19 protein-coding genes are annotated in these 19,367 nt (G+C 53.7%); 9 read left to right on the top strand and 10 right to left on the bottom strand.

Features of this window, described 5'->3' with window-relative positions:
* Positions 1 to 35 precede the first annotated feature (35 nt).
* The gene (gene xis, locus INF61_RS20200; protein ID WP_022651668.1) at positions 36 to 320 is read left to right on the top strand and encodes an excisionase Xis; all 285 of its coding nucleotides are present in this window, start codon (positions 36 to 38) and stop codon (positions 318 to 320) included.
* Here xis and INF61_RS20195 read toward each other — a convergent pair.
* The 5 genes from INF61_RS20195 to rpoE all read right to left on the bottom strand — a co-directional run bounded on the left by INF61_RS20195 (position 298) and on the right by rpoE (position 4,642).
* On the bottom strand, positions 298 to 1,527 hold the full coding sequence (locus INF61_RS20195) for a site-specific integrase (protein ID WP_048981735.1): 1,230 nt from the start codon (positions 1,525 to 1,527) through the stop codon (positions 298 to 300). The genes xis and INF61_RS20195 overlap by 23 nt on opposite strands.
* Before the next feature lie 431 nt (positions 1,528 to 1,958).
* Positions 1,959 to 2,435 (bottom strand): SoxR-reducing system protein RseC, encoded by a 477-nt coding sequence (gene rseC, locus INF61_RS20190; RefSeq protein ID WP_006811609.1) that lies wholly within the window; start codon positions 2,433 to 2,435, stop codon positions 1,959 to 1,961.
* The gene (rseB, locus tag INF61_RS20185) at positions 2,432 to 3,385 is read right to left on the bottom strand and encodes a sigma-E factor regulatory protein RseB (protein WP_003860717.1); all 954 of its coding nucleotides are present in this window, start codon (positions 3,383 to 3,385) and stop codon (positions 2,432 to 2,434) included. Before rseB ends, rseC begins: the two co-directional genes overlap by 4 nt.
* On the bottom strand, positions 3,385 to 4,035 hold the full coding sequence (gene rseA / locus INF61_RS20180; RefSeq protein WP_015572138.1) for an anti-sigma-E factor RseA: 651 nt from the start codon (positions 4,033 to 4,035) through the stop codon (positions 3,385 to 3,387). Before rseA ends, rseB begins: the two co-directional genes overlap by 1 nt.
* A 31-nt stretch (positions 4,036 to 4,066) precedes the next feature.
* Positions 4,067 to 4,642, bottom strand: coding sequence for an RNA polymerase sigma factor RpoE (gene rpoE / locus INF61_RS20175; protein ID WP_006176728.1), 576 nt, complete (start codon positions 4,640 to 4,642; stop codon positions 4,067 to 4,069).
* A 425-nt stretch (positions 4,643 to 5,067) separates the two neighbouring features.
* Between rpoE and nadB the strand changes: the two genes are divergently transcribed.
* Positions 5,068 to 6,687 carry an L-aspartate oxidase gene (gene nadB, locus INF61_RS20170; RefSeq protein ID WP_045337855.1) on the top strand — a complete coding sequence of 540 codons (1,620 nt, stop codon included), beginning with the start codon at positions 5,068 to 5,070 and terminating at the stop codon, positions 6,685 to 6,687.
* Here the strand turns inward: nadB and INF61_RS20165 are convergent.
* Entirely contained in the window at positions 6,672 to 7,409 is a 738-nt protein-coding gene (locus tag INF61_RS20165) for a tRNA1(Val) (adenine(37)-N6)-methyltransferase (protein ID WP_032649123.1), read from the bottom strand. The two genes, nadB and INF61_RS20165, sit on opposite strands and share 16 nt — an antisense overlap.
* A gap of 132 nt (positions 7,410 to 7,541) precedes the next feature.
* Here INF61_RS20165 and srmB point away from each other — a divergent pair, with 132 nt between their 5' ends.
* Entirely contained in the window at positions 7,542 to 8,870 is a 1,329-nt protein-coding gene (srmB, locus tag INF61_RS20160) for an ATP-dependent RNA helicase SrmB (RefSeq protein WP_017383554.1), read from the top strand.
* 50 nt (positions 8,871 to 8,920) lie between these two features.
* On the opposite strand, the gene grcA is transcribed toward srmB, so the two are convergent.
* The gene (gene grcA, locus INF61_RS20155; protein ID WP_003860727.1) at positions 8,921 to 9,304 is read right to left on the bottom strand and encodes an autonomous glycyl radical cofactor GrcA; all 384 of its coding nucleotides are present in this window, start codon (positions 9,302 to 9,304) and stop codon (positions 8,921 to 8,923) included.
* A 315-nt stretch (positions 9,305 to 9,619) separates the two neighbouring features.
* Here grcA and ung point away from each other — a divergent pair, with 315 nt between their 5' ends.
* Entirely contained in the window at positions 9,620 to 10,309 is a 690-nt protein-coding gene (ung, locus tag INF61_RS20150; protein WP_032649124.1) for a uracil-DNA glycosylase, read from the top strand.
* Positions 10,310 to 10,348: 39 nt separating this feature from the next.
* Here ung and INF61_RS20145 read toward each other — a convergent pair whose 3' ends face one another.
* Positions 10,349 to 11,434, bottom strand: a complete 1,086-nt coding sequence (locus INF61_RS20145) for a tRNA/rRNA methyltransferase (protein WP_017383555.1) — start codon at positions 11,432 to 11,434, stop codon at positions 10,349 to 10,351.
* A gap of 204 nt (positions 11,435 to 11,638) precedes the next feature.
* Here INF61_RS20145 and trxC point away from each other — a divergent pair, with 204 nt between their 5' ends.
* The 5 genes from trxC to INF61_RS20120 all read left to right on the top strand — a co-directional run bounded on the left by trxC (position 11,639) and on the right by INF61_RS20120 (position 17,360).
* A complete protein-coding gene (gene trxC, locus INF61_RS20140) occupies positions 11,639 to 12,058 on the top strand; it encodes a thioredoxin TrxC (protein ID WP_032649129.1) in 420 nt (139 codons plus the stop codon).
* A gap of 70 nt (positions 12,059 to 12,128) precedes the next feature.
* Complete coding sequence (gene tapT, locus INF61_RS20135; RefSeq protein ID WP_017692866.1) at positions 12,129 to 12,827, top strand: tRNA-uridine aminocarboxypropyltransferase; 699 nt, start codon at positions 12,129 to 12,131, stop codon at positions 12,825 to 12,827.
* A 35-nt stretch (positions 12,828 to 12,862) separates the two neighbouring features.
* Positions 12,863 to 15,526 carry a protein lysine acetyltransferase gene (gene pat / locus INF61_RS20130; RefSeq protein ID WP_015572131.1) on the top strand — a complete coding sequence of 888 codons (2,664 nt, stop codon included), beginning with the start codon at positions 12,863 to 12,865 and terminating at the stop codon, positions 15,524 to 15,526.
* Positions 15,527 to 15,635: 109 nt separating this feature from the next.
* Positions 15,636 to 16,991, top strand: a complete 1,356-nt coding sequence (pssA, locus tag INF61_RS20125; protein WP_193548081.1) for a CDP-diacylglycerol--serine O-phosphatidyltransferase — start codon at positions 15,636 to 15,638, stop codon at positions 16,989 to 16,991.
* 45 nt (positions 16,992 to 17,036) lie between these two features.
* Entirely contained in the window at positions 17,037 to 17,360 is a 324-nt protein-coding gene (locus INF61_RS20120; RefSeq protein ID WP_003860739.1) for a YfiM family lipoprotein, read from the top strand.
* Here INF61_RS20120 and INF61_RS20115 read toward each other — a convergent pair.
* Positions 17,357 to 18,664: an MFS family transporter gene (locus INF61_RS20115; RefSeq protein WP_017383558.1), complete on the bottom strand. Its 1,308-nt coding sequence runs from the start codon at positions 18,662 to 18,664 to the stop codon at positions 17,357 to 17,359. The genes INF61_RS20120 and INF61_RS20115 overlap by 4 nt on opposite strands.
* 151 nt (positions 18,665 to 18,815) lie before the next feature.
* The gene (locus INF61_RS20110; protein WP_039270055.1) at positions 18,816 to 19,268 is read right to left on the bottom strand and encodes a DUF4385 domain-containing protein; all 453 of its coding nucleotides are present in this window, start codon (positions 19,266 to 19,268) and stop codon (positions 18,816 to 18,818) included.
* Positions 19,269 to 19,367 lie beyond the last annotated feature (99 nt).

Here is a 19,367-nt window from a genome sequence, read left to right as displayed (position 1 = left end):
CAAACGGCCCCGGTTGGGGCCCTTGGAGAACGAAGATGAGCAAAGCAACCAATAAATTTGAGCTGATGAGCACTAAAGACATCTGCGGGCAGCTGTGTATTTCCTCACGTACGCTCGAACGCTACAGGAAAAGAGCCCCAAACGAGAACCCTTTTCCTGAGCCCGATTGCGCTTACATGGGTGGCCCCAATAAATGGCTAAGAACTAAAGTCACTGCCTGGCAGATTAAAGAGATGTCACGTTCAACCCGTAAGCCGATGTCTCACCTGAATCTAACCCGTGATGATAAAGGCCGTCTCACCCGACCTGACGCGGCGTGAACTCCAGAATGTCGGGCTCGACGATGCTCATAAGTCGGGCCCACCACTTACCATATGCCACTCTCATTTCCTCCACATAGGTGTGCTTGTCGTACACCGACCACACACCAGGCAGTTTGTGCCCCAGCATTATCTCGGCGATATGCGGCTCGGTTAGCTCTGAGAAATTCGTTCGCGCAGTTCTGCGTAGGTCATGAATAGTAAAGTGTGGGACCTGCTCGTTATAAGCCTTCAGCATGAACTTAACTAGGTTGCTGCTGATGCTCATGTGAAAGCCTTCACTCATCGGCTTGTCTTCATATTTTGAAAAAACAAAGCGTCCTGGCGCCAGCTCAATGGCCCGTTTTATCAGCGGGAGCATTTCCGGGATGATAGGTCGAATTATCGGTTTCTTTGTCTTCCGCCCTGTCTTGTGGTTTTCCCATGGAACAGTCCAGATCCCTTCTTCAAAATCAAAGTGTGCGACTTCAGCCTGCCGGAGTTCGCCGACCCTGCACGCCCATATCAGTGACAATTTATAGAGGATCTTGTTTCGCTCAATGAGGCGGGAATCCTCAATGGCTCGCCAGACAATCGCCAGTTCTTTACGGTCCAGGGTTCGCTCACCCATTTGTTTCTGGATGCCGAAATCACGCCCAGACATTTCTGACAGCGGGTTAACTTCCAGCAGCTGCCGTTTCACTGCCCAGGAATAACACTGTCGGCCGTTGCTGATTACGCGCCGGGTGATCTCGCTGTAACCCTGGGCCAATCGGTCCAGCACAGTGAGCCAGTTATGCAGCGTGAGCTGATGCGCAGGGTATTTACCAAGCTTGGGGAAAACGTGCAATTCGAATGTACGTAAAATCTGTCCTGCCGTTTCTTTCTGAACGCACACCATTGAATGCCATTCGCGAAACAGCTCTTCGAAGGTGTACTGGCTGTTAATCTTGGCTTTGTCGAGGCTTTGCCTGATCCGTGGGTTTTCGCCACGGGCAAGAATAGCGGCCCACTTAGCGACTTCATCGCGCGCGGCTTTTAATCCGAACTCCGGATAGCTGCCGATCGTCATCTTGTCCTGTTTGCCCAGGAAGCGGAATCGGTAGAAAAAAGTAACGGCCCCCTTTTTGGAGATGCGTACCCACAGACCATCACGGTCTGCCTTTTCTTCAACTTTGTCTCGTTCGCGCCCAAGGCACGACTTTAGATAACTATCTGAAATAGCCATGATTTGTCCCTGCGTGTGTCCATCAGAACGGGAGGTTATGTGTCCATCATAGGATATGGACGCACTGGTGGACACAAAAACCATGACTTATGATGTCGTAGGTTGACTGTGCATGCAAACAGTATAATTTTTGGAAATGCTGATTTGATGGGGATCTTGAGGCGTTTTTGTCGGAGGTTTGCGGAGGCTGGCGGGGTATCAATTATCGATGTGAGCAATGATCGAAAAGTTACGTATGTTCTTCATATAGTTAAATAATTATGCCTTACGAATTCCTGGAGGCCGCTGTTCTTAGCCTGACGTTTTTCAGTGCGAAAACGCAGCATTCTACACTACATCCTCGTCAGCTGGAAATGCACTTAGAGCCAGGTATAGCGCGAAGAGACGGCGTTTTCTTTATTGCGATGTAAATAATAATAAAGCCCGGCAGATTACCGGGCCTCAGAAGAGAGCGTCTCAACACGAAGTTGGTCGGGTGCCAGTGCAACGCTGAGGATAACGGGCTGCCACGCTTCCCGGGCGGCAAGCCTTGGGGAAACGCCTTTAGCAAGCCAGAACCCGCCCACGCCGCCCAAAGCGGCCCCGCACATGGCGGCCAAATCTGTGCCGAACAGCATCTGGAAAACCCCGCCCATCACGAACAGACCTGCCAGCGGAGAAAGGTAAACCAGCATGGCGGAAGTGAGCAGGCTACCTTCAGCGATGCCCAGCTCCACTTTTTGCCCTGCCACCAGCGGCTGATCGCTCGGCACAGCAATAGTGTGCGACGTTTGCGGCCCCAGCTTATTCAACACGCGGCTGCCGCAACCGGCTCGCGAAGCGCAGCTGCTGCATGATGCTTTAACGTCACAGCTGACAAGCGCTACGCCATCCTGCCAGGATACGACCGTGGCCCACTCTTTAATCATTGCGCAGCCCTGAATTTAATGCTGTCTGAAATACGTTTTGCCGTTGGCGGCGGTAATTCACCGACAATGGTAATTTCCGCATTATCGCGCACCGTCGTGCTGACCGTCCGGCGACCGGTACGGAGCATCTGTTCGGAACTGTTCGCCGTAGCGCGATTGATATTCACCGAGAAGCTAAACAGCCCATCGGAATAGAGTCGCGACTCAACCGGTGTTTCGATGGTTGGGAGCTGGCGACGGCTGCTGGAAACTTCGCTGAACCCTTGCGGGATCCAGGATGGTACCCAGTTAAAATTGACAGAATCGCCGGCAGGCACGGAAAGCAAAGGAGGCAGGCTGGCTTTGGCCAGATTCTGCATGCTGTTGCCAACCTGACTGTTCACATCGAAGGAGATCACGCGGAACTGCTCCAGCGTCTCACCGTCGCGATCGAGCAGATCAACGCGCATCGGCAGCTTCGTCTCTGCGTCAATCCAGACGATATAGCTGTAACGTGTCCCATCCCGCGCGACAACGCGGATCACTTCACACAGCCTGTCGGCAATACGCGTTCGCCCCACCGAGATAAAATCATAGTAGGGGGCGAGACGTTTAAAATCGGTGTAAATGAGCGACGGCAGGGAGTCAACGATGTAGTCACCATTGAGCGTAAACGGCTCAAGGCCAGGCTCGAAATAGCTGATTTCGTTCCCACGCTGGACCACTTCCCGACGCGGGCCATCCATCTGTAAAAGCTGGGCGAGCGGCTGGTTATCAAGGCGGGCGTGGCGATAGCGTAACGATTCGACACCCTGCTTATTGATGCTGATAAATGCCAACTCGTAATTGAGTGACTGGCTGGCCAGGTTCATTTGCTGCAACAACGCCCCGGATGAAACATCAGCCGAGGCGTTAGCAGAGAAGAACAGGCTACCCGCCATCAAAGACATGGCGAACCAAAGTTGCTTCATTACTGCGATTGCGTTCCTAAAGTTTGGTTTCCTGGCACCTGCACAGCAGCCTGCTGGGTTTGGGCCTGCTCAAACTGAAGCTGCTCGGAGTGCAGACGGCGCTGCAACTCGTAATCCTGCAACATCGCATTAATGCGACGGCGCTGCTCCTGTACCTGCTGTTGCTGTCCGCCGCTTGCGGAGGCATCTGCCGGTACGCCCAGGCTAACCGGGCTGGCTTTACCCATCATCGGCAGCGTATTGAACACTGGCGCTTCAGGCTGCTGATTGGCTTCAGACTGAGTATTATAGTGCTGGACCCCAACGATAACTGCAAGCGATACGCACGCAGCGACCCCCATTTGGGTGAGCTGGCTGGCCCATGGACGCACCTTGTGCCAGAACGGCATTTTCTGCCATTGGTGAGGTGCAGGCTGCGCTTCAGGAATCAGCGGCGTGGTCTGATGAACAGGTTCGTTCTCAATGGCCGCCATAACGCGTGCTGAGATATCGAAATGGAGAACCTCGCTGGTATCACCGCGCAGAGAGTCGCGGATAAGATGATAGCTCTCCCAGGTCTGTTGCATTTCGGGAGAATGAGACAACTCATCGAGCAGCTCATTATCCAGCGTTTCACCATCCATTAAAGCGGAAAGTTTTTCTTTCTGCATGCCTAATACCTTTTCCAGTATCCCGCTATCGTCAACGCCTGATAAGCGGTTGAACTTTATTATCAATGGCTTCTCGCGCACGGAAAATTCGTGAACGAACCGTGCCGACCGGACAATCCATGATGGCGGCTATCTCTTCATAGCTTAGGCCATCCAGCTCCCGTAACGTAATTGCCATGCGTAAATCTTCCGGGAGCGACTCGATCGTGCGAAAAACGATTTGTCTCAGTTCTTCTGACAACATTAAGTTCTCAGGGTTCGAAATTTCTTTCAGCGCGCCGCCACTTTCGAAGTTTTCTGCGTCGATAGCGTCGACATCACTAGAAGGCGGACGACGGCCCTGAGCAACCAAATAATTCTTAGCCGTATTGACTGCAATACGATACAGCCAGGTATAAAAAGCACTATCCCCCCGGAATGAATCCAGCGCGCGATAGGCCTTAATAAAAGACTCTTGCACCACATCAGGAACATCGCCTGACGGTACATAGCGGGAAACCAGACTCGCTACCTTATGCTGGTAGCGCACCACCAGTAGGTTAAAAGCTTTCTGATCTCCCTTCTGGACCCGTTCAACCAGGACCTGGTCCGTTAACTGCTCGCTCATCCGAGGTAATGTCTCCCCAAACCAAATTCCACGCGTTATCGAAACGCCACTCTAACAACATTGCACTTTGAGCAAGCACCGAATTAGAGTGTCTGTTCTTCAATAAGTTCCGTAACGCCTTTGTTTTTGTTCATCGCGCCGCAGACCGTTCATTTTCTCTCATTATAAGTCTGTTCACGATACGCACCCGCTTTCTGACAAGAATCATCAACTTTATCGTCAGAAGAGTAACGCAACACAGGCTTTATTTCACCACAAAATCTGAAGCTAACGATCTGCTTCGCAAAATATTTCCGGCCATTTAGCGCAGATTTAACTTCTGGCCTTCCGTTTAGTCATTGCAACACACAACAAAAAAAACGTGCGATATCTCGCATCACAATGCTATTCTCCCCACACCATGTTTAGTAAATTAAACAAACATCATGAACACGACGCCTGAACTTCATTGTGATGTACTGATCATCGGCAGCGGTGCTGCTGGCCTCTCCCTCGCGCTGCGCCTGGCGGAACATCAGAACGTAATCGTGCTGAGTAAAGGGCCGATGAGCGAAGGTTCCACCTTCTATGCACAAGGCGGTATTGCCGCCGTGTTTGATGAAACGGATAGTATAGCCTCGCACGTAGAAGACACCCTGATTGCCGGCGCCGGGATCGTGGATGAGCATGCGGCAGAGTTTGTCGCCAGCAATGCCCGCCACTGCGTGCAATGGCTTATCGATCAGGGCGTGCTGTTTGATACGCATGTTCAGCCTAATGGTGAAGAGAGCTATCACCTGACCCGTGAAGGCGGGCACAGCCACCGCCGTATTCTGCACGCTGCTGATGCAACCGGAAAAGCGGTTGAAACCACGCTGGTCAGCAAAGCCCTCAGCCATCCTAATATTCGGGTGCTGGAGCGCAGCAACGCCGTCGACCTGATTATTTCCGATAAGATTGGCCTGCCCGGCACGCGCCGTGTTGTCGGCGCATGGGTGTGGAATCGGAATAAAGAGAAGGTGGAAACCTGCCAGGCAAAAGCCGTTGTGCTGGCGACTGGCGGCGCCTCCAAGGTTTACCAGTACACGACTAACCCGGATATCGCCTCCGGAGACGGTATCGCCATGGCCTGGCGCGCAGGCTGCCGCGTGGCGAATATGGAGTTTAATCAGTTCCATCCTACCGCCCTTTTCCACCCGCAGGCACGTAACTTCCTGTTAACTGAAGCGTTGCGCGGCGAAGGCGCGTATCTGAAGCGTCCGGACGGTTCCCGGTTTATGCCGGACTTCGACCCCCGAGGTGAACTTGCCCCGCGGGATATCGTGGCCCGCGCCATTGACCACGAGATGAAGCGGCTTGGCGTCGACTGTATGTATCTGGACATTAGCCATAAACCGGAAGACTTTATTCGCCAGCACTTCCCGATGATTTATGAAAAGCTGCTGAGTCTGGGTATTGATTTAACCCGCGATCCGGTGCCGATTGTACCTGCCGCACACTATACCTGTGGCGGGGTGATGGTTGACGATCATGGTCGTACCGACGTGGAGGGTTTGTATGCGATCGGCGAGGTCAGCTACACCGGCCTGCATGGTGCGAATCGCATGGCCTCAAACTCGCTGCTGGAGTGTCTGGTGTATGGGTGGTCGGCTGCGGAAGATATTACCAAACGCATGCCCTATGCACGTCCGACAACACACTTGCCGGCATGGGATGAAAGTCGGGTAGAAAACCCGGACGAACTGGTGGTTATCCAGCATAACTGGCACGAGCTGCGGCTTTTCATGTGGGATTATGTCGGGATTGTACGCACAACAAAGCGTCTGGAACGCGCGTTACGCCGCATCATGATGTTGCAGCAGGAAATTGATGAATATTACGCCAACTTCCGCGTTTCTAATAATCTGCTGGAGCTGCGCAACCTTGTGCAGGTTGCCGAGCTGATTGTGCGCTGTGCGATGATGCGCAAAGAGAGCCGTGGCCTGCATTATACGCTGGACTATCCCGAACCGCTTGAAATGTCCGGCCCGTCGGTGTTGACGCCGCAGGTTCACATAAACAGATAAAAGGCCTGGGTCAGGGCAGTGTAATCTTCGGAATAACGCTGGTCTGGCCCACGAATGACCATCCTGTCGATAAAGCATTCCCCCTCTTTCGGCGAGAGCGCCAGCAACACGCGGTGCGGTAAGCGTCCTTCCGTATCCGAAATATCGGTACGAAGACGCAGATTCCAGCCTATCCCCCGTGCGATCTCAATGAAGGTATTACCCGTGCTTTCAGGCAAGACCACGCAGAAAAATCCCTCTTCCGAGATAAGCTCCGCCGCACTGGTCAGTAGCGCCTTGTGATCGAGCGAGCCGGTGTAACGTGCCTGCTCGCGTTCTGGCGTTCCACATTCCACGCCTGGCGTGAAATACGGCGGATTGCTGACAATCAAATCGTAACGCGCGGTTTGCTCCGGCGCCCAGGTCAGGACATCGGCGCATTCTACCCTGATGCGATCTGCCCACGGAGAGTCGGCAGCGTTTTCACTTGCCTGCCGGGACGCCTGAGGATCAAGCTCAACGGCGTCGATCGTGACGTGTTCTTCCGTTCGCTGCGCCAGCATCAGCGCCTGAAGTCCGCTGCCCGTACCAATATCCAGAATGCGTTTTACACCTGCGACAGGCGCCCATGCACCCAGTAAAATACCGTCTGTGCCGACTTTCATCGCACAACGATCGTGCGCCACAAAAAACTGTTTAAACGTAAAGCCATCGCGGCGCAACTGCGCTTTGAGTTGAGACATGTCAGGGCAACCTTCTGAGTGAAACTGGAGTAGCATAGGGGAAAGCGAAGTGGTCGAAAAGCGATATCCATACAAACAGATGAAGATTACAGCCGTAACGTCTATAATCAGCGCCCCACACAGAGGTAGAACATGACTGTAACGACTTTTTCCGAACTTGAACTCGATGAAAGCCTGCTCAATGCCCTTGAGAGCAAAGGCTTTACACGCCCGACCGCCATTCAGGCCGCGGCCATTCCGCCTGCGCTTGAGGGCCGCGATGTGCTCGGTTCTGCGCCAACCGGCACGGGGAAGACAGCAGCCTACTTGCTGCCTGTGTTGCAGCATTTGCTCGACTTTCCGCGTAAAAAATCAGGCCCGCCGCGCATTTTGATCCTGACCCCGACCCGTGAACTGGCGATGCAGGTTGCCGAACACGCGCGTGAGCTGGCGGCGAACACCCATCTGGATATCGCGACCATCACCGGTGGCGTAGCGTATATGAACCACGCCGAAGTGTTCAGCGAAAACCAGGATATCGTTGTCGCGACGACGGGCCGTCTGCTGCAATACATAAAAGAAGAGAACTTCGACTGCCGCGCGGTGGAAACGCTGATTCTCGATGAAGCTGACCGCATGCTGGACATGGGCTTTGCCCAGGATATCGAACACATCGCGGGTGAAACGCGCTGGCGTAATCAGACAATGCTGTTCTCGGCAACCCTTGAAGGGGATGCCATTAAAGATTTCGCCGAACGTCTGCTGGAAGATCCGGTGGAAGTGTCCGCTACGCCATCGACCCGTGAGCGTAAGAAGATCCACCAGTGGTACTACCGCGCAGATAACCTTGAGCATAAGGTTGAGTTGTTGAAACACCTGCTGAAGCAGGAAGAGGCAACCCGTACCATCGTCTTCGTACGCAAACGTGAGCGCGTGCATGAGCTGGCAGAAATGCTGCGCAATGCCGGTATCAACAACTGCTATCTCGAAGGTGAAATGGCGCAGGTTAAGCGTACCGAAGGGATTAAGCGCCTGACCGATGGCCGCGTGAATGTGCTGGTTGCCACCGATGTTGCCGCGCGCGGGATCGACATCCCGGACGTGAGCCACGTAATCAACTTTGATATGCCGCGCAGCGGTGATACTTACCTGCACCGTATTGGTCGTACCGGCCGTGCGGGCCGCAAAGGTATTGCTATCTCTCTGGTAGAAGCGCACGACCATCTGCTGCTACAGAAAATTGGCCGCTACGTTGAGGAGCCGCTGAAAGCTCGCGTGATTGACGGGCTTCGTCCGACCACACGTGCGCCGAGTGAAAAAATGACGGGTAAACCGTCCAAGAAAGCGCTCGCGAAACGTGCTGAGAGAAAAGAGAAAGAAAAAGAGAAGCCGCGCGTTAAACAGCGCCACCGCGATACCAAAAATATTGGTAAGCGCCGTAAGCCAAGTTCTGCTGCGCCAGAGACAAAAACGGAAGAGTAAAAAAAGCCGGGACATTCCCGGCTTTTTTATTCCACCCCCGAAGCTGAACTTTACAGGCTTTCAGTAAAGGTACGCGCGATAACGTCGCGCTGCTGTTCCGGGGTCAGAGAGTTGAAACGCACCGCATAGCCAGACACACGGATGGTCAGCTGCGGGTATTTTTCCGGGTGCTCAACGGCATCCATCAGCGTTTCGCGACGCAGGACGTTAACGTTCAGGTGCTGACCGCCTTCCACGCGTACTTCTGGTTGCACTTGCATTGGAATTTCACGGTATTCAATTTCGCCCAGTTTGCTCACCGGAACGATTTCGTCTTCCGCAAAACCTGCTTTCGCTACTACACAGCGCGCTTCGTTTTTCTCGCTGTCCAGCAGCCAGAAAGAGTTCAGCAGATCGTCATTTGCAGCTTTAGTAATCTGGATACCTGTAATCATGTGTTGCCTCCCTTAGGCTACATTAACTGATGCTGGCCTTTTGCGGCCAATTGGTAAAACCATTGTTTGTTGTGTGTATATATAACATTCAGACCCGGGTGATTTATTGATTTAAATCAACAAAACCACCAACCACACAAAGAGTGTGGTCTGTATTTTTTGTTTTAGATCAATTTTAAAGGTTTACCAATTCAACTTATCCTGCCTGGTTTTCAACATAAATTGAGACACTTAGCCTGCTTTTCCGCGGGTAATTTTGCTCATTGGGGTTTAGCAGGTAAGCTAGACACAGAATGAGATTCGCAGGAGAGCGAGATGACAACACCTTTAACCTGGCATGACGTGCTGGCAGAAGAGAAGCAGCAACCCTATTTTATTAACACCCTCAGTACCGTTGCGGCTGAACGGCAGGCCGGCCAGACAATTTATCCGCCGCAGAAAGATGTGTTTAACGCCTTCCGCTACACCGAACTGAGTGATGTAAAGGTGGTTATCCTGGGGCAGGATCCGTACCACGGCCCCGGGCAGGCTCACGGACTGGCATTTTCCGTGCGTCCGGGCGTGGCCATCCCCCCTTCTCTGCTGAATATGTATAAAGAGCTGGAAGTAACGATTCCTGGTTTCACCCGCCCTAATCACGGTTATCTGGAAAGCTGGGCGCGCCAGGGCGTGCTGTTGCTGAATACCGTATTAACTGTCCGGGCGGGTCAGGCACACTCCCACGCCAGTCTGGGATGGGAAACCTTTACCGATAAGGTTATCAGCCTGATCAATGAGCATCGTGAAGGCGTCGTGTTTTTACTCTGGGGTTCGCATGCCCAAAAGAAAGGGGCGATTATCGATCGTCAGCGTCATCACGTGCTGAAGGCACCGCACCCGTCGCCGCTGTCTGCGCATCGCGGTTTCTTTGGCAGTAATCATTTTGTTCTGACGAATGAGTGGCTGGAAAAGCGTGGCGAAAAGCCGATTGACTGGATGCCTGTGTTACCGGCAGAGAGCGAGTAGGGTTTGAATGTGCCGGGTCGGGCCCGGCACATAAAAGGCTTATGCCTTGTTCTGACGCCACCATTCCGCCAGCAGCACGCCGGTCGCAACGGATACGTTCAGGCTTTCAACGTTGCCTGTGCCGTCGATAGAGACGCTCAGGTCAGCGCTGGAGAGTGCCGCATCAGACAGACCATCACGCTCCTGACCTAACACCAGCACCATTTTGCGCGGCAGCGTCGCTTTAAACAGCGGCGTAGCGGCACGGCTTGAGGTGGTGACAATGGTGTAGCCCGCTTTACGGAACTGCTCCAGGGCTTCCAGCACGCTGTCGCCGGTGATCGGCTGAACATGCTCTGCACCGCCTTCCGCGGTACGAATCGCCGCACCGGATTCCAGCAGCGCGGCATCCTGCAACAGAACGCCTTTCACGCCAAAGTGCGCGCAGCTACGCATCATAGCGCCCAGGTTATGCGGGTTACCCACATCTTCCAGCGCCAGCACGCAGTCATCGGCATCCGCCTGGCTGACCCACTGCTGCACGGTAGTGCCGTTACGTTTTTTGATCAGGAAGCAGACGCCGCCGTGGTGTTCAGTCCCGGACGCTTTTGTCAGCTCGGCATCGTCAACCACGTGATAGGCTTTACGGTTCGCCGCCATCCAGCGCAGCGCTTCTTTGAAGCGCGGGGTCACGCTCTGAATAAACCATGCACGAACGATACACTCCGGGCGGCTCTGGAACAGGGCCTGACAGGCGTTCTCACCGTAGACACGGGTCTCTTCCGCACGCTGACGACGCAGCACTTCCGGATCGATAAAGCTTTTTCCGCTGATACCGCCGTGATCGGCTTTTTCGGTCGCCTCTTCACCGGGCGCGCGAGAAACGGTACGCCATGGCGATCCACCGTCACGGACAACATCATCGCGTTTGCGATCGTCACGCTTACGGTCATCACGTTTGCGGTCATCGCCGCGGTTATTTCTGTCATCGCGGGCGGGGCGACGGCCACCGTCTGCACGAGAAGACGCCGGACGCCCGCCACCTTTTCCGGTACGCGGATTTTGGGTGCGTTTATCAGAGTCATCATCACTGCGGACATACATCACTTTGACCTTGCCGCTTTTGTTTTTCATTTCGTCGTTCATGCTTTTCTCCACCAGCGCTGCGCGAAGCGCGCAGATTACCCGATGTGCAAGCTCATAGCCATAATTTCGTACAAAAGCCTGTGACTATTGTTCCCATTGAATAAAACGCGTTGTCGTTTCATACAGGCTCACTGATAATATGTAACATATCAGAAACATTATCGACGTTCTGCCGTTGTTCCACGGCTCTATCAGAGGTTAGTTATGAATACCGTATGTGCCAACTGTCAGGCTGTAAACCGCATTCCGGACGATCGGATGGATGACGGTGCGAAATGCGGGCGTTGTGGCCACGAATTATTTGATGGCGATGTCATTAACGCGACGGGTGCTACGCTGGACAAACTCCTCAAGGACGATCTGCCTGTTGTGGTCGATTTCTGGGCACCGTGGTGCGGCCCCTGCCGTAACTTTGCGCCCATCTTCGAAGACGTGGCTGAAGAGCGCAGCGGGAAAATGCGTTTTGTCAAAGTGAATACCGAAGCGGAACGTGAACTCAGCGCCCGTTTTCGCATTCGCAGCATTCCAACCATTATGATTTTCAAAAATGGTGAAGTGATCGACATGCTCAATGGCGCAGTACCGAAAGCGCCTTTCGACAGCTGGTTAAACGAATCCCTGTAACATTCGCGGGGCATATCTTGTGCCCCGTTCTCTCCTCTGCGAAAATGGGGTTTTTCCTGCCTTTTCGCCCATGACTGATAACGCTGTACTCCAATTACGCGCCGAGCGCCTTGCGCGCGCCACCCGCCCTTTTCTGGCCCGAGGCAATCGTATTCGCCGCTGCCAGCGCTGCCTTTTACCGCTGAAAGTGTGTCTGTGCGAAACGCTTGTACCGAGCGAGGCGAAAAGCCGCTTTTGTCTGGTCATGTTCGATACCGAACCGATGAAGCCCAGCAACACGGGGCGTTTGATCGCCGATATTCTGCCTAACACCGCAGCGTTTCAGTGGTCGCGCACTGAGCCACCTAAGGCTCTGCTCGACCTGGTGGCAAGCCCGGACTATCAGCCTATGGTCGTTTTCCCGGCATCATATGCAGGCGAACAACGTCAGGTGCTTACGGCGCCACCATCTGGTAAGCCGCCGCTGTTTATTATGCTCGACGGCACCTGGACCGAAGCGAGAAAGATGTTTCGCAAAAGCCCTTATCTTGATGCGCTGCCGGTGATTTCCGTCGATCTGTCGCGCGTCTCGGCCTATCGCTTACGTGAAGCGCATGCCGACGGTCAATATTGCACCGCTGAAGTCGCTATTGCGCTACTGGATCTGGCGGGCGATACCCAGGCGGCCGGCGCGCTGGGCTCCCACTTCTCCTGCTTCCGCGAACGTTATCTTGCGGGAAAAACCGTTCATAAGGGTAGCGTCACAGCAACTGAGGCAGAAAGCGTTTAAAATCATCAGGTCGCTTGCATTCACAGGAGGCCTGCATGAGCCAGAGAGGGTTAGAAGCGCTACTCCGTCCGAAATCCATTGCTGTTATTGGCGCCTCGATGAAACCGGACCGCGCAGGGTATCTGATGATGCGTAACCTGCTGGCTGGCGGGTTTAACGGCCCGGTCATGCCCGTTACGCCCGCTTATAAGGCGGTACAGGGGGTACTGGCGTGGCCGGATGTGCAGAGCCTGCCTTTCGTTCCCGACCTCGCCGTGCTCTGTACGCATGCGAAACGAAACCTCGAACTGCTTGAGTCGCTCGGTCAGAAAGGCTGTAAAACCTGCATTATTCTTTCCTCGCCTCCTGAACAGCAGCCCGAACTGCTGGCCTGCGCCAGCCGCTACCAGATGCGCATTCTTGGTCCAAACAGCCTCGGTCTGCTTGCGCCCTGGCAGGGGCTGAATGCCAGTTTTTCCCCGGTTCCGATCCGCAAAGGCAAACTGGCCTTTATTTCGCAGTCGGCTGCGGTATCCAATACCATCCTCGACTGGGCGCAGCAGCGTGAGATGGGTTTTTCCTACTTCATCGCTTTGGGCGACAGCCTGGACATTGACGTCGATGAGCTGCTGGATTTCCTGGCGCGTGACAGCAAAACCAGCGCTATCCTGCTCTACCTTGAACACCTGAGCGACGCCCGTCGTTTTGTGTCGGCGTCACGTAGCGCATCGCGAAATAAACCGATACTGGTCATCAAAAGCGGGCGCAGCCCTGCGGCTCAGCGCCTGCTACATTCCCGTTCAGGGATGGATCCCGCATGGGATGCAGCGATCCAGCGCGCCGGTTTACTGCGGGTACAGGATACGCACGAGCTTTTTTCCGCCGTCGAAACGTTAAGCCACATGCGCCCCCTGCGCGGTGAAAAGCTGATGATTGTCAGCAACGGTGCCGCTCCCGCCGCCCTGGCGCTGGACGAGCTCTGGCTACGCAACGGCAAGCTGGCCACGCTGGGTGAAGAGACGCTACAGCGCCTGCGGGACGCGTTACCGGGAAGCGTTGTTCCCGATAATCCCCTCGATTTGCGCGATGATGCCAGCAGCGATCGTTACATTAAGGCGATCACGATTTTGCTCGATAGCCAGGACTTTGATGCGCTGATGATTATCCATTCGCCCAGCGCGGTTGCGCCAGGCAGCGAAAGTGCGCGTGCGCTGATTGAGGCAGTCCGAAAACATCCCCGCGGCAAATACGTTACCCTGCTGACCAACTGGTGCGGCGAGTTCTCCTCCCAGGAGGCACGGCGTCTGTTTAGTGAAGCCGGGTTGCCAACCTACCGTACCCCGGAGGGCACCATTACCGCGTTTATGCATATGGTTGAATACCGCCGCAACCAGAAGCAGCTGCGTGAAACGCCTGCCCTGCCGGGCAATCTCACCGCAAATTCGGTGGATGTGCACAGGCTTTTGCAGCAGGCCATCGAAGAGGGCGCCGCTTCTCTTGACACACATGAGGTGCAACCCATTCTTGGCAGCTATGGGATGCAAACCCTGCCCACCTGGATTGCCGGCGACAGCGCTGAGGCGGTACATATCGCTGAGCAGATTGGTTATCCGGTCGCGCTGAAGCTGCGCTCTCCCGATATTCCGCACAAATCGGATGTGCAGGGCGTCATGCTGTATCTGCGCACCGCGACAGAAGTACAACAGGCCGCGGATGCCATTATCGATCGCGTAAAAATGACGTGGCCACAGGCCCGGATCCACGGCCTGCTGGTGCAGAGCATGGCCAACCGTGCAGGTGCGCAGGAGCTACGCGTGGTTGTCGAACACGATCCGGTTTTTGGTCCGCTCATTATGCTGGGTGAAGGCGGCGTTGAGTGGCGGCCAGAAGAACAGGCGGTTGTCGCGCTTCCTCCTCTAAACATGAACCTGGCGCGTTATTTGATTATTCAGGCCATCAAAAGCAAAAAAATCCGCGGGAGAAGCGCTCTGCGGCCGCTTGATATCGCTGGGTTAAGCCAGTTTCTGGTGAAGGTCTCCAACCTCATTGTTGACTGTGCGGAGATCCAGCGCCTGGATATCCACCCCCTTCTTGCCTCCGGAAATGAATTTACCGCGCTGGACGTGACGCTGGATATTGCGCCCTTTATCGGTGATCGGGAAAGCCGTCTCGCCATTCGTCCTTATCCTCTTCATCTGGAAGAGTGGGTGGAGATGAAAAATGGGGAACGGGCGCTGTTTCGCCCTATCCTGCCGGAAGACGAGCCGCTGCTGCGGGCGTTCATCTCGCAGGTGACGAAGGAAGATTTGTACTATCGCTATTTCAGCGAAATCAATGAATTTACCCACGATGATTTAGCCAATATGACCCAGATCGACTACGATCGAGAAATGGCGATTGTGGCGGTCCGCCGTTCCGGAGCGGGAGAGGAGATCCTCGGCGTGACGCGTGCCATTTCCGACCCGGATAACGTGGATGCGGAGTTTGCCGTACTGGTGCGTTCCGATCTTAAGGGTTTGGGGTTGGGCAGACGGCTGCTCGAAAAACTCATTGGTTATACGCGCGATCACGGATTGTCACGCCTGAATGGCATTACTATGCCAAACAATCGGGGTATGGTGACCCTGGCGCGGAAGCTCGGTTTTGACGTTGATATCCAGCTGGATGAAGGCATTGTCTCTCTGTCCCTCAGCCTGATTTCGACGGATAAACAAGAGTAAGCTGCTGGAAATGTTACCCACTTTTCGCGGCACTGGGGTATCATTGTCCGCTTATGTTGTTTGCCTGGTACAGACAACCCTTCAATGAACAGAGAAGAAACGCACTGTGATGTTGTCAAAATTTAAGCGTAATAAACATCAACAACACCTTGCTCAACTACCGAAGATTTCTCAGTCAGTTGATGATGTAGAGTTCTTTTATGCTCCCGCTCATTTCCGGGAGACGCTTCTTGAAAAGATTGCCAGCGCTACGCGACGTATTTGTATTGTGGCGCTCTATCTTGAACAAGATGAAGGTGGGCGTGCGATCCTTAACGCGCTCTATGAAGCGAAACGTCAGCGTCCGGAACTGGATGTTCGCGTGCTGGTTGACTGGCACCGTGCTCAGCGCGGCCGTATTGGAGCGGCTGCCTCGAATACCAATGCTGACTGGTATTGCCGCACGGCCCAGGAAAATCGGGGTATTGATATCCCGGTGTATGGCGTACCGGTGAATACCCGTGAAGCGCTTGGCGTTCTTCATTTTAAAGGATTTATCATTGATGACAGCGTCCTTTATAGCGGTGCCAGCCTGAATGATGTGTATCTCCATCAGCTCGATAAATACCGCTACGATCGCTACCATCTGATCCGCAATCCGCAGATGGCCGACATCATGTTCAACTGGGTTGATAAAAACCTGGTTCATGGCCGGGGTGTGCACCGTCTTGACGATCCTCATCGTCCGAAAAGCCCGGAAATCAAAAACGACGTTCGCTCCTTCCGCCAGGAACTGCGCGATGCGGTTTATCGTTTTCAGGGGGATGCCAGTAATGAAGAACTGTCCGTTACGCCTCTGGTAGGCCTGGGAAAATCCAGCCTGCTGAACAAGACCATCTTCCATTTGATGCCGTGCGCGGAGCATAAGCTCACCATCTGCACCCCGTACTTCAACCTTCCAGCCGTTCTGGTGCGTAATATCATTCAGCTGCTGCGTGATGGTAAAAAGGTGGAAATTATTGTCGGGGATAAAACGGCAAATGACTTTTTCATTCCGGAAGATCAACCTTTCAAGATCATCGGCGCACTGCCTTATCTCTATGAGATTAACCTGCGCCGCTTCCTGAGCCGTTTACAGTACTATGTGAACACGGACCAGCTGGTTGTGCGTCTCTGGAAAGATGAAGATAACAGCTATCACCTCAAAGGAATGTGGGTGGATGATGATTGGATGCTGCTGACCGGTAATAATCTCAACCCACGCGCCTGGCGTCTGGATCTGGAAAACGCCATCCTTATTCACGATCCTCAGCATGCGTTAGCCGCGAAACGCGATCGTGAGCTGGAGCTTATACGCACGCATACCACAGTGGTTCGTCATTATCGCAATCTGCAAAGCATCGCTGATTATCCGGTGAAAGTTCGCAAGCTGATTCGCCGTCTACGTCGGATCCGTATCGACCGCCTCATCAGCCGCATTCTGTAATACACGAGCCCTGTCATCGACGGGGCTTTTTTATGGAGTCTGTTAATGCGTACGCCTTTCCTGATAATCCCTCTTTTCCTGACCGGTTGCAGCCATATGGCTAATGATAACTGGTCGGGTCAGGATAAAGCTCAACACTTTCTGGCGTCTGCAATGTTGTCCGCTGCGGGTAATGAATATGCGCTGCACCAGGGTTATAGCCGGGATCGAAGTGCCACAATGGGGCTGATGTTCTCCATCAGCCTGGGGGCATCAAAAGAACTTTGGGATAGCCGCCCCTCGGGAAGCGGCTGGAGCTGGAAAGATTTTGCCTGGGACGTAGCCGGGGCAACAACCGGCTACGCCGTCTGGCAGATGGCGCATTATTAAAGGCGGATCCCTTTTCCTTTACGATGCAGCATCAGGGAGACAATAAACGCCAGCGCCCCCATGATGGTGACATACCAGAAAAAGGTCGATTCACTGCCCCATGACTTAAGGGATAGCGCGACATACTCTGCCGAACCGCCGAACAGGGCGTTAGCGACCGCATAAGAGAGGCCTACGCCCAGCGCCCTCACCTGTGCGGGAAACATTTCTGCTTTCAAAATGCCACTGATTGCCGTGTAAAAACTAATAATAATAAGTGCCACCATAATCAAAGCGAAAGCGGCATACGGAGAGGTTGTATGCTGTAGCGCCGTCAAAAGCGGAACAGTCCCCAGGGTGAGCATGCCACCAAAGATCAGCATGGAGGTGCGGCGACCTATTTTGTCCGACAGCGCGCCAACAATCGGCTGGATGAGCATAAAGACCAGTAACGCCACCGTCATGACGACACTCGCAACGTTAGCATGCATGCCCGTGGTGTTGACCAGATATTTTTGCATATAGGTGGTGAAGGTATAGAAGCTTAGCGAGCCTGCGGCGGTAAAGCCTAATACCATCAAAAACGCTTTGCGGTTTCGCCACAGCCCTTTCATCGAACCGGCTTCTTTCAGCGCCCTGACCTCCTGCTGGGAGGTTTCATCAAGCTGACGGCGTAACCACAGCGCCACAACCGCCAGGGCAGCCCCCAGGGCAAACGGGATGCGCCAGCCCCAGGCGCGTAAATCTTCATCGCTAAGGATTTGTTGAAGGATCACCACAACCAGTAACGCCAGCAGCTGACCGCCAATGAGGGTTACATACTGGAATGATGCATAGAAACCTTTGCGCCCTTCAACAGCTACTTCGCTCATGTATGTCGCGCTGGTGCCATATTCGCCACCCACTGACAGCCCCTGGAACAGGCGTGCCAGCAGCAACAACGCCGGTGCCCATGTTCCGATAGTGTCATATCCGGGAAGGCAGGCAATCACCAGCGAGCCGACGCACATCATGCACACGGAGATGAGCATGGATGTCTTGCGCCCTTTCCTGTCCGCGATCCTGCCGAACAGCCATCCGCCAATGGGACGCATCAGGAACCCGGCGGCAAAAACGCCTGCGGTTTGCAGAAGCTGCGTTGTGGTGTTCCCTGACGGGAAGAAGATATGTGCAAAGTAGAGTGAACAAAATGAATAGACGTAAAAATCAAACCACTCTACAAGGTTCCCCGATGAAGCTCCAACGATTGCCCAAACCCGACGGCGAGTATCCTTGCCTGCTAAACTTGTGTTATCCGTATCTGCACTGGCTACGGTTTCTGTCATTTTAAAATCCCCTGTCTCACATTGCGGGCCATTGCCCACAAACAGTAAAACCGGATTTAAAACGAATCGTTAGGTAAATAAAATGTTTCCAATATGTTTCATTGGATTTTGTGAACTCGATCAGGTATCGAATTATTAGCGGACGTAGTAATTATCCCCACGCTTGCTGGTGAGCCTTTTTTCGCTGCAAATAATCTTCATCAGCACGAATTTTATCCCACCACGTTTTGAACACCGCAGCGGCTTCTGCTTTTACTGGATCGTGATCGAGGGGTTTGACCTGGCGCTTCTCATCATACTTTTTACCGCCTTTATGATTGGCGTATCGCCGGGCACGGGTGTATCCCATCTGTATGAATTTACGCGCCATATCCATGCCGACAAAATCGTTTTTCCTGCGGTATTCTTCAAAAAGGGCGTAGATCTCTTCTGCCGAACGCGCTGCGACTTCAGCATTTTTATAACGCCAGTGCGGCAGGATTTCGCTTTTATAAGGCTCGACCATCAATACGCCCTGCTCACCCCGGCCAACCTGATACCATTCGGGATGTTCGCGAAAATTAATATTGGCAAAATCTTGTTGATAATCAAAGGGACGAGTCAAAGCGGCACCATTGTTAAAATTGTTTTAACAATTGTAGGCCGGATAAGGGGAAGCCGCCATCCGGCATGTTTTCCACGTACAAAGCAAAAAACCCCGCAC

Origin of the sequence: Enterobacter cloacae complex sp. P18RS (assembly GCF_014982105.1) — a bacterium.
GTDB lineage: Bacteria > Pseudomonadota > Gammaproteobacteria > Enterobacterales > Enterobacteriaceae > Enterobacter > Enterobacter hormaechei_C.
The sequence above is the reverse complement of the archived record's forward strand: the minus strand, read 5'-3'. Positions and strand labels throughout refer to the sequence as shown.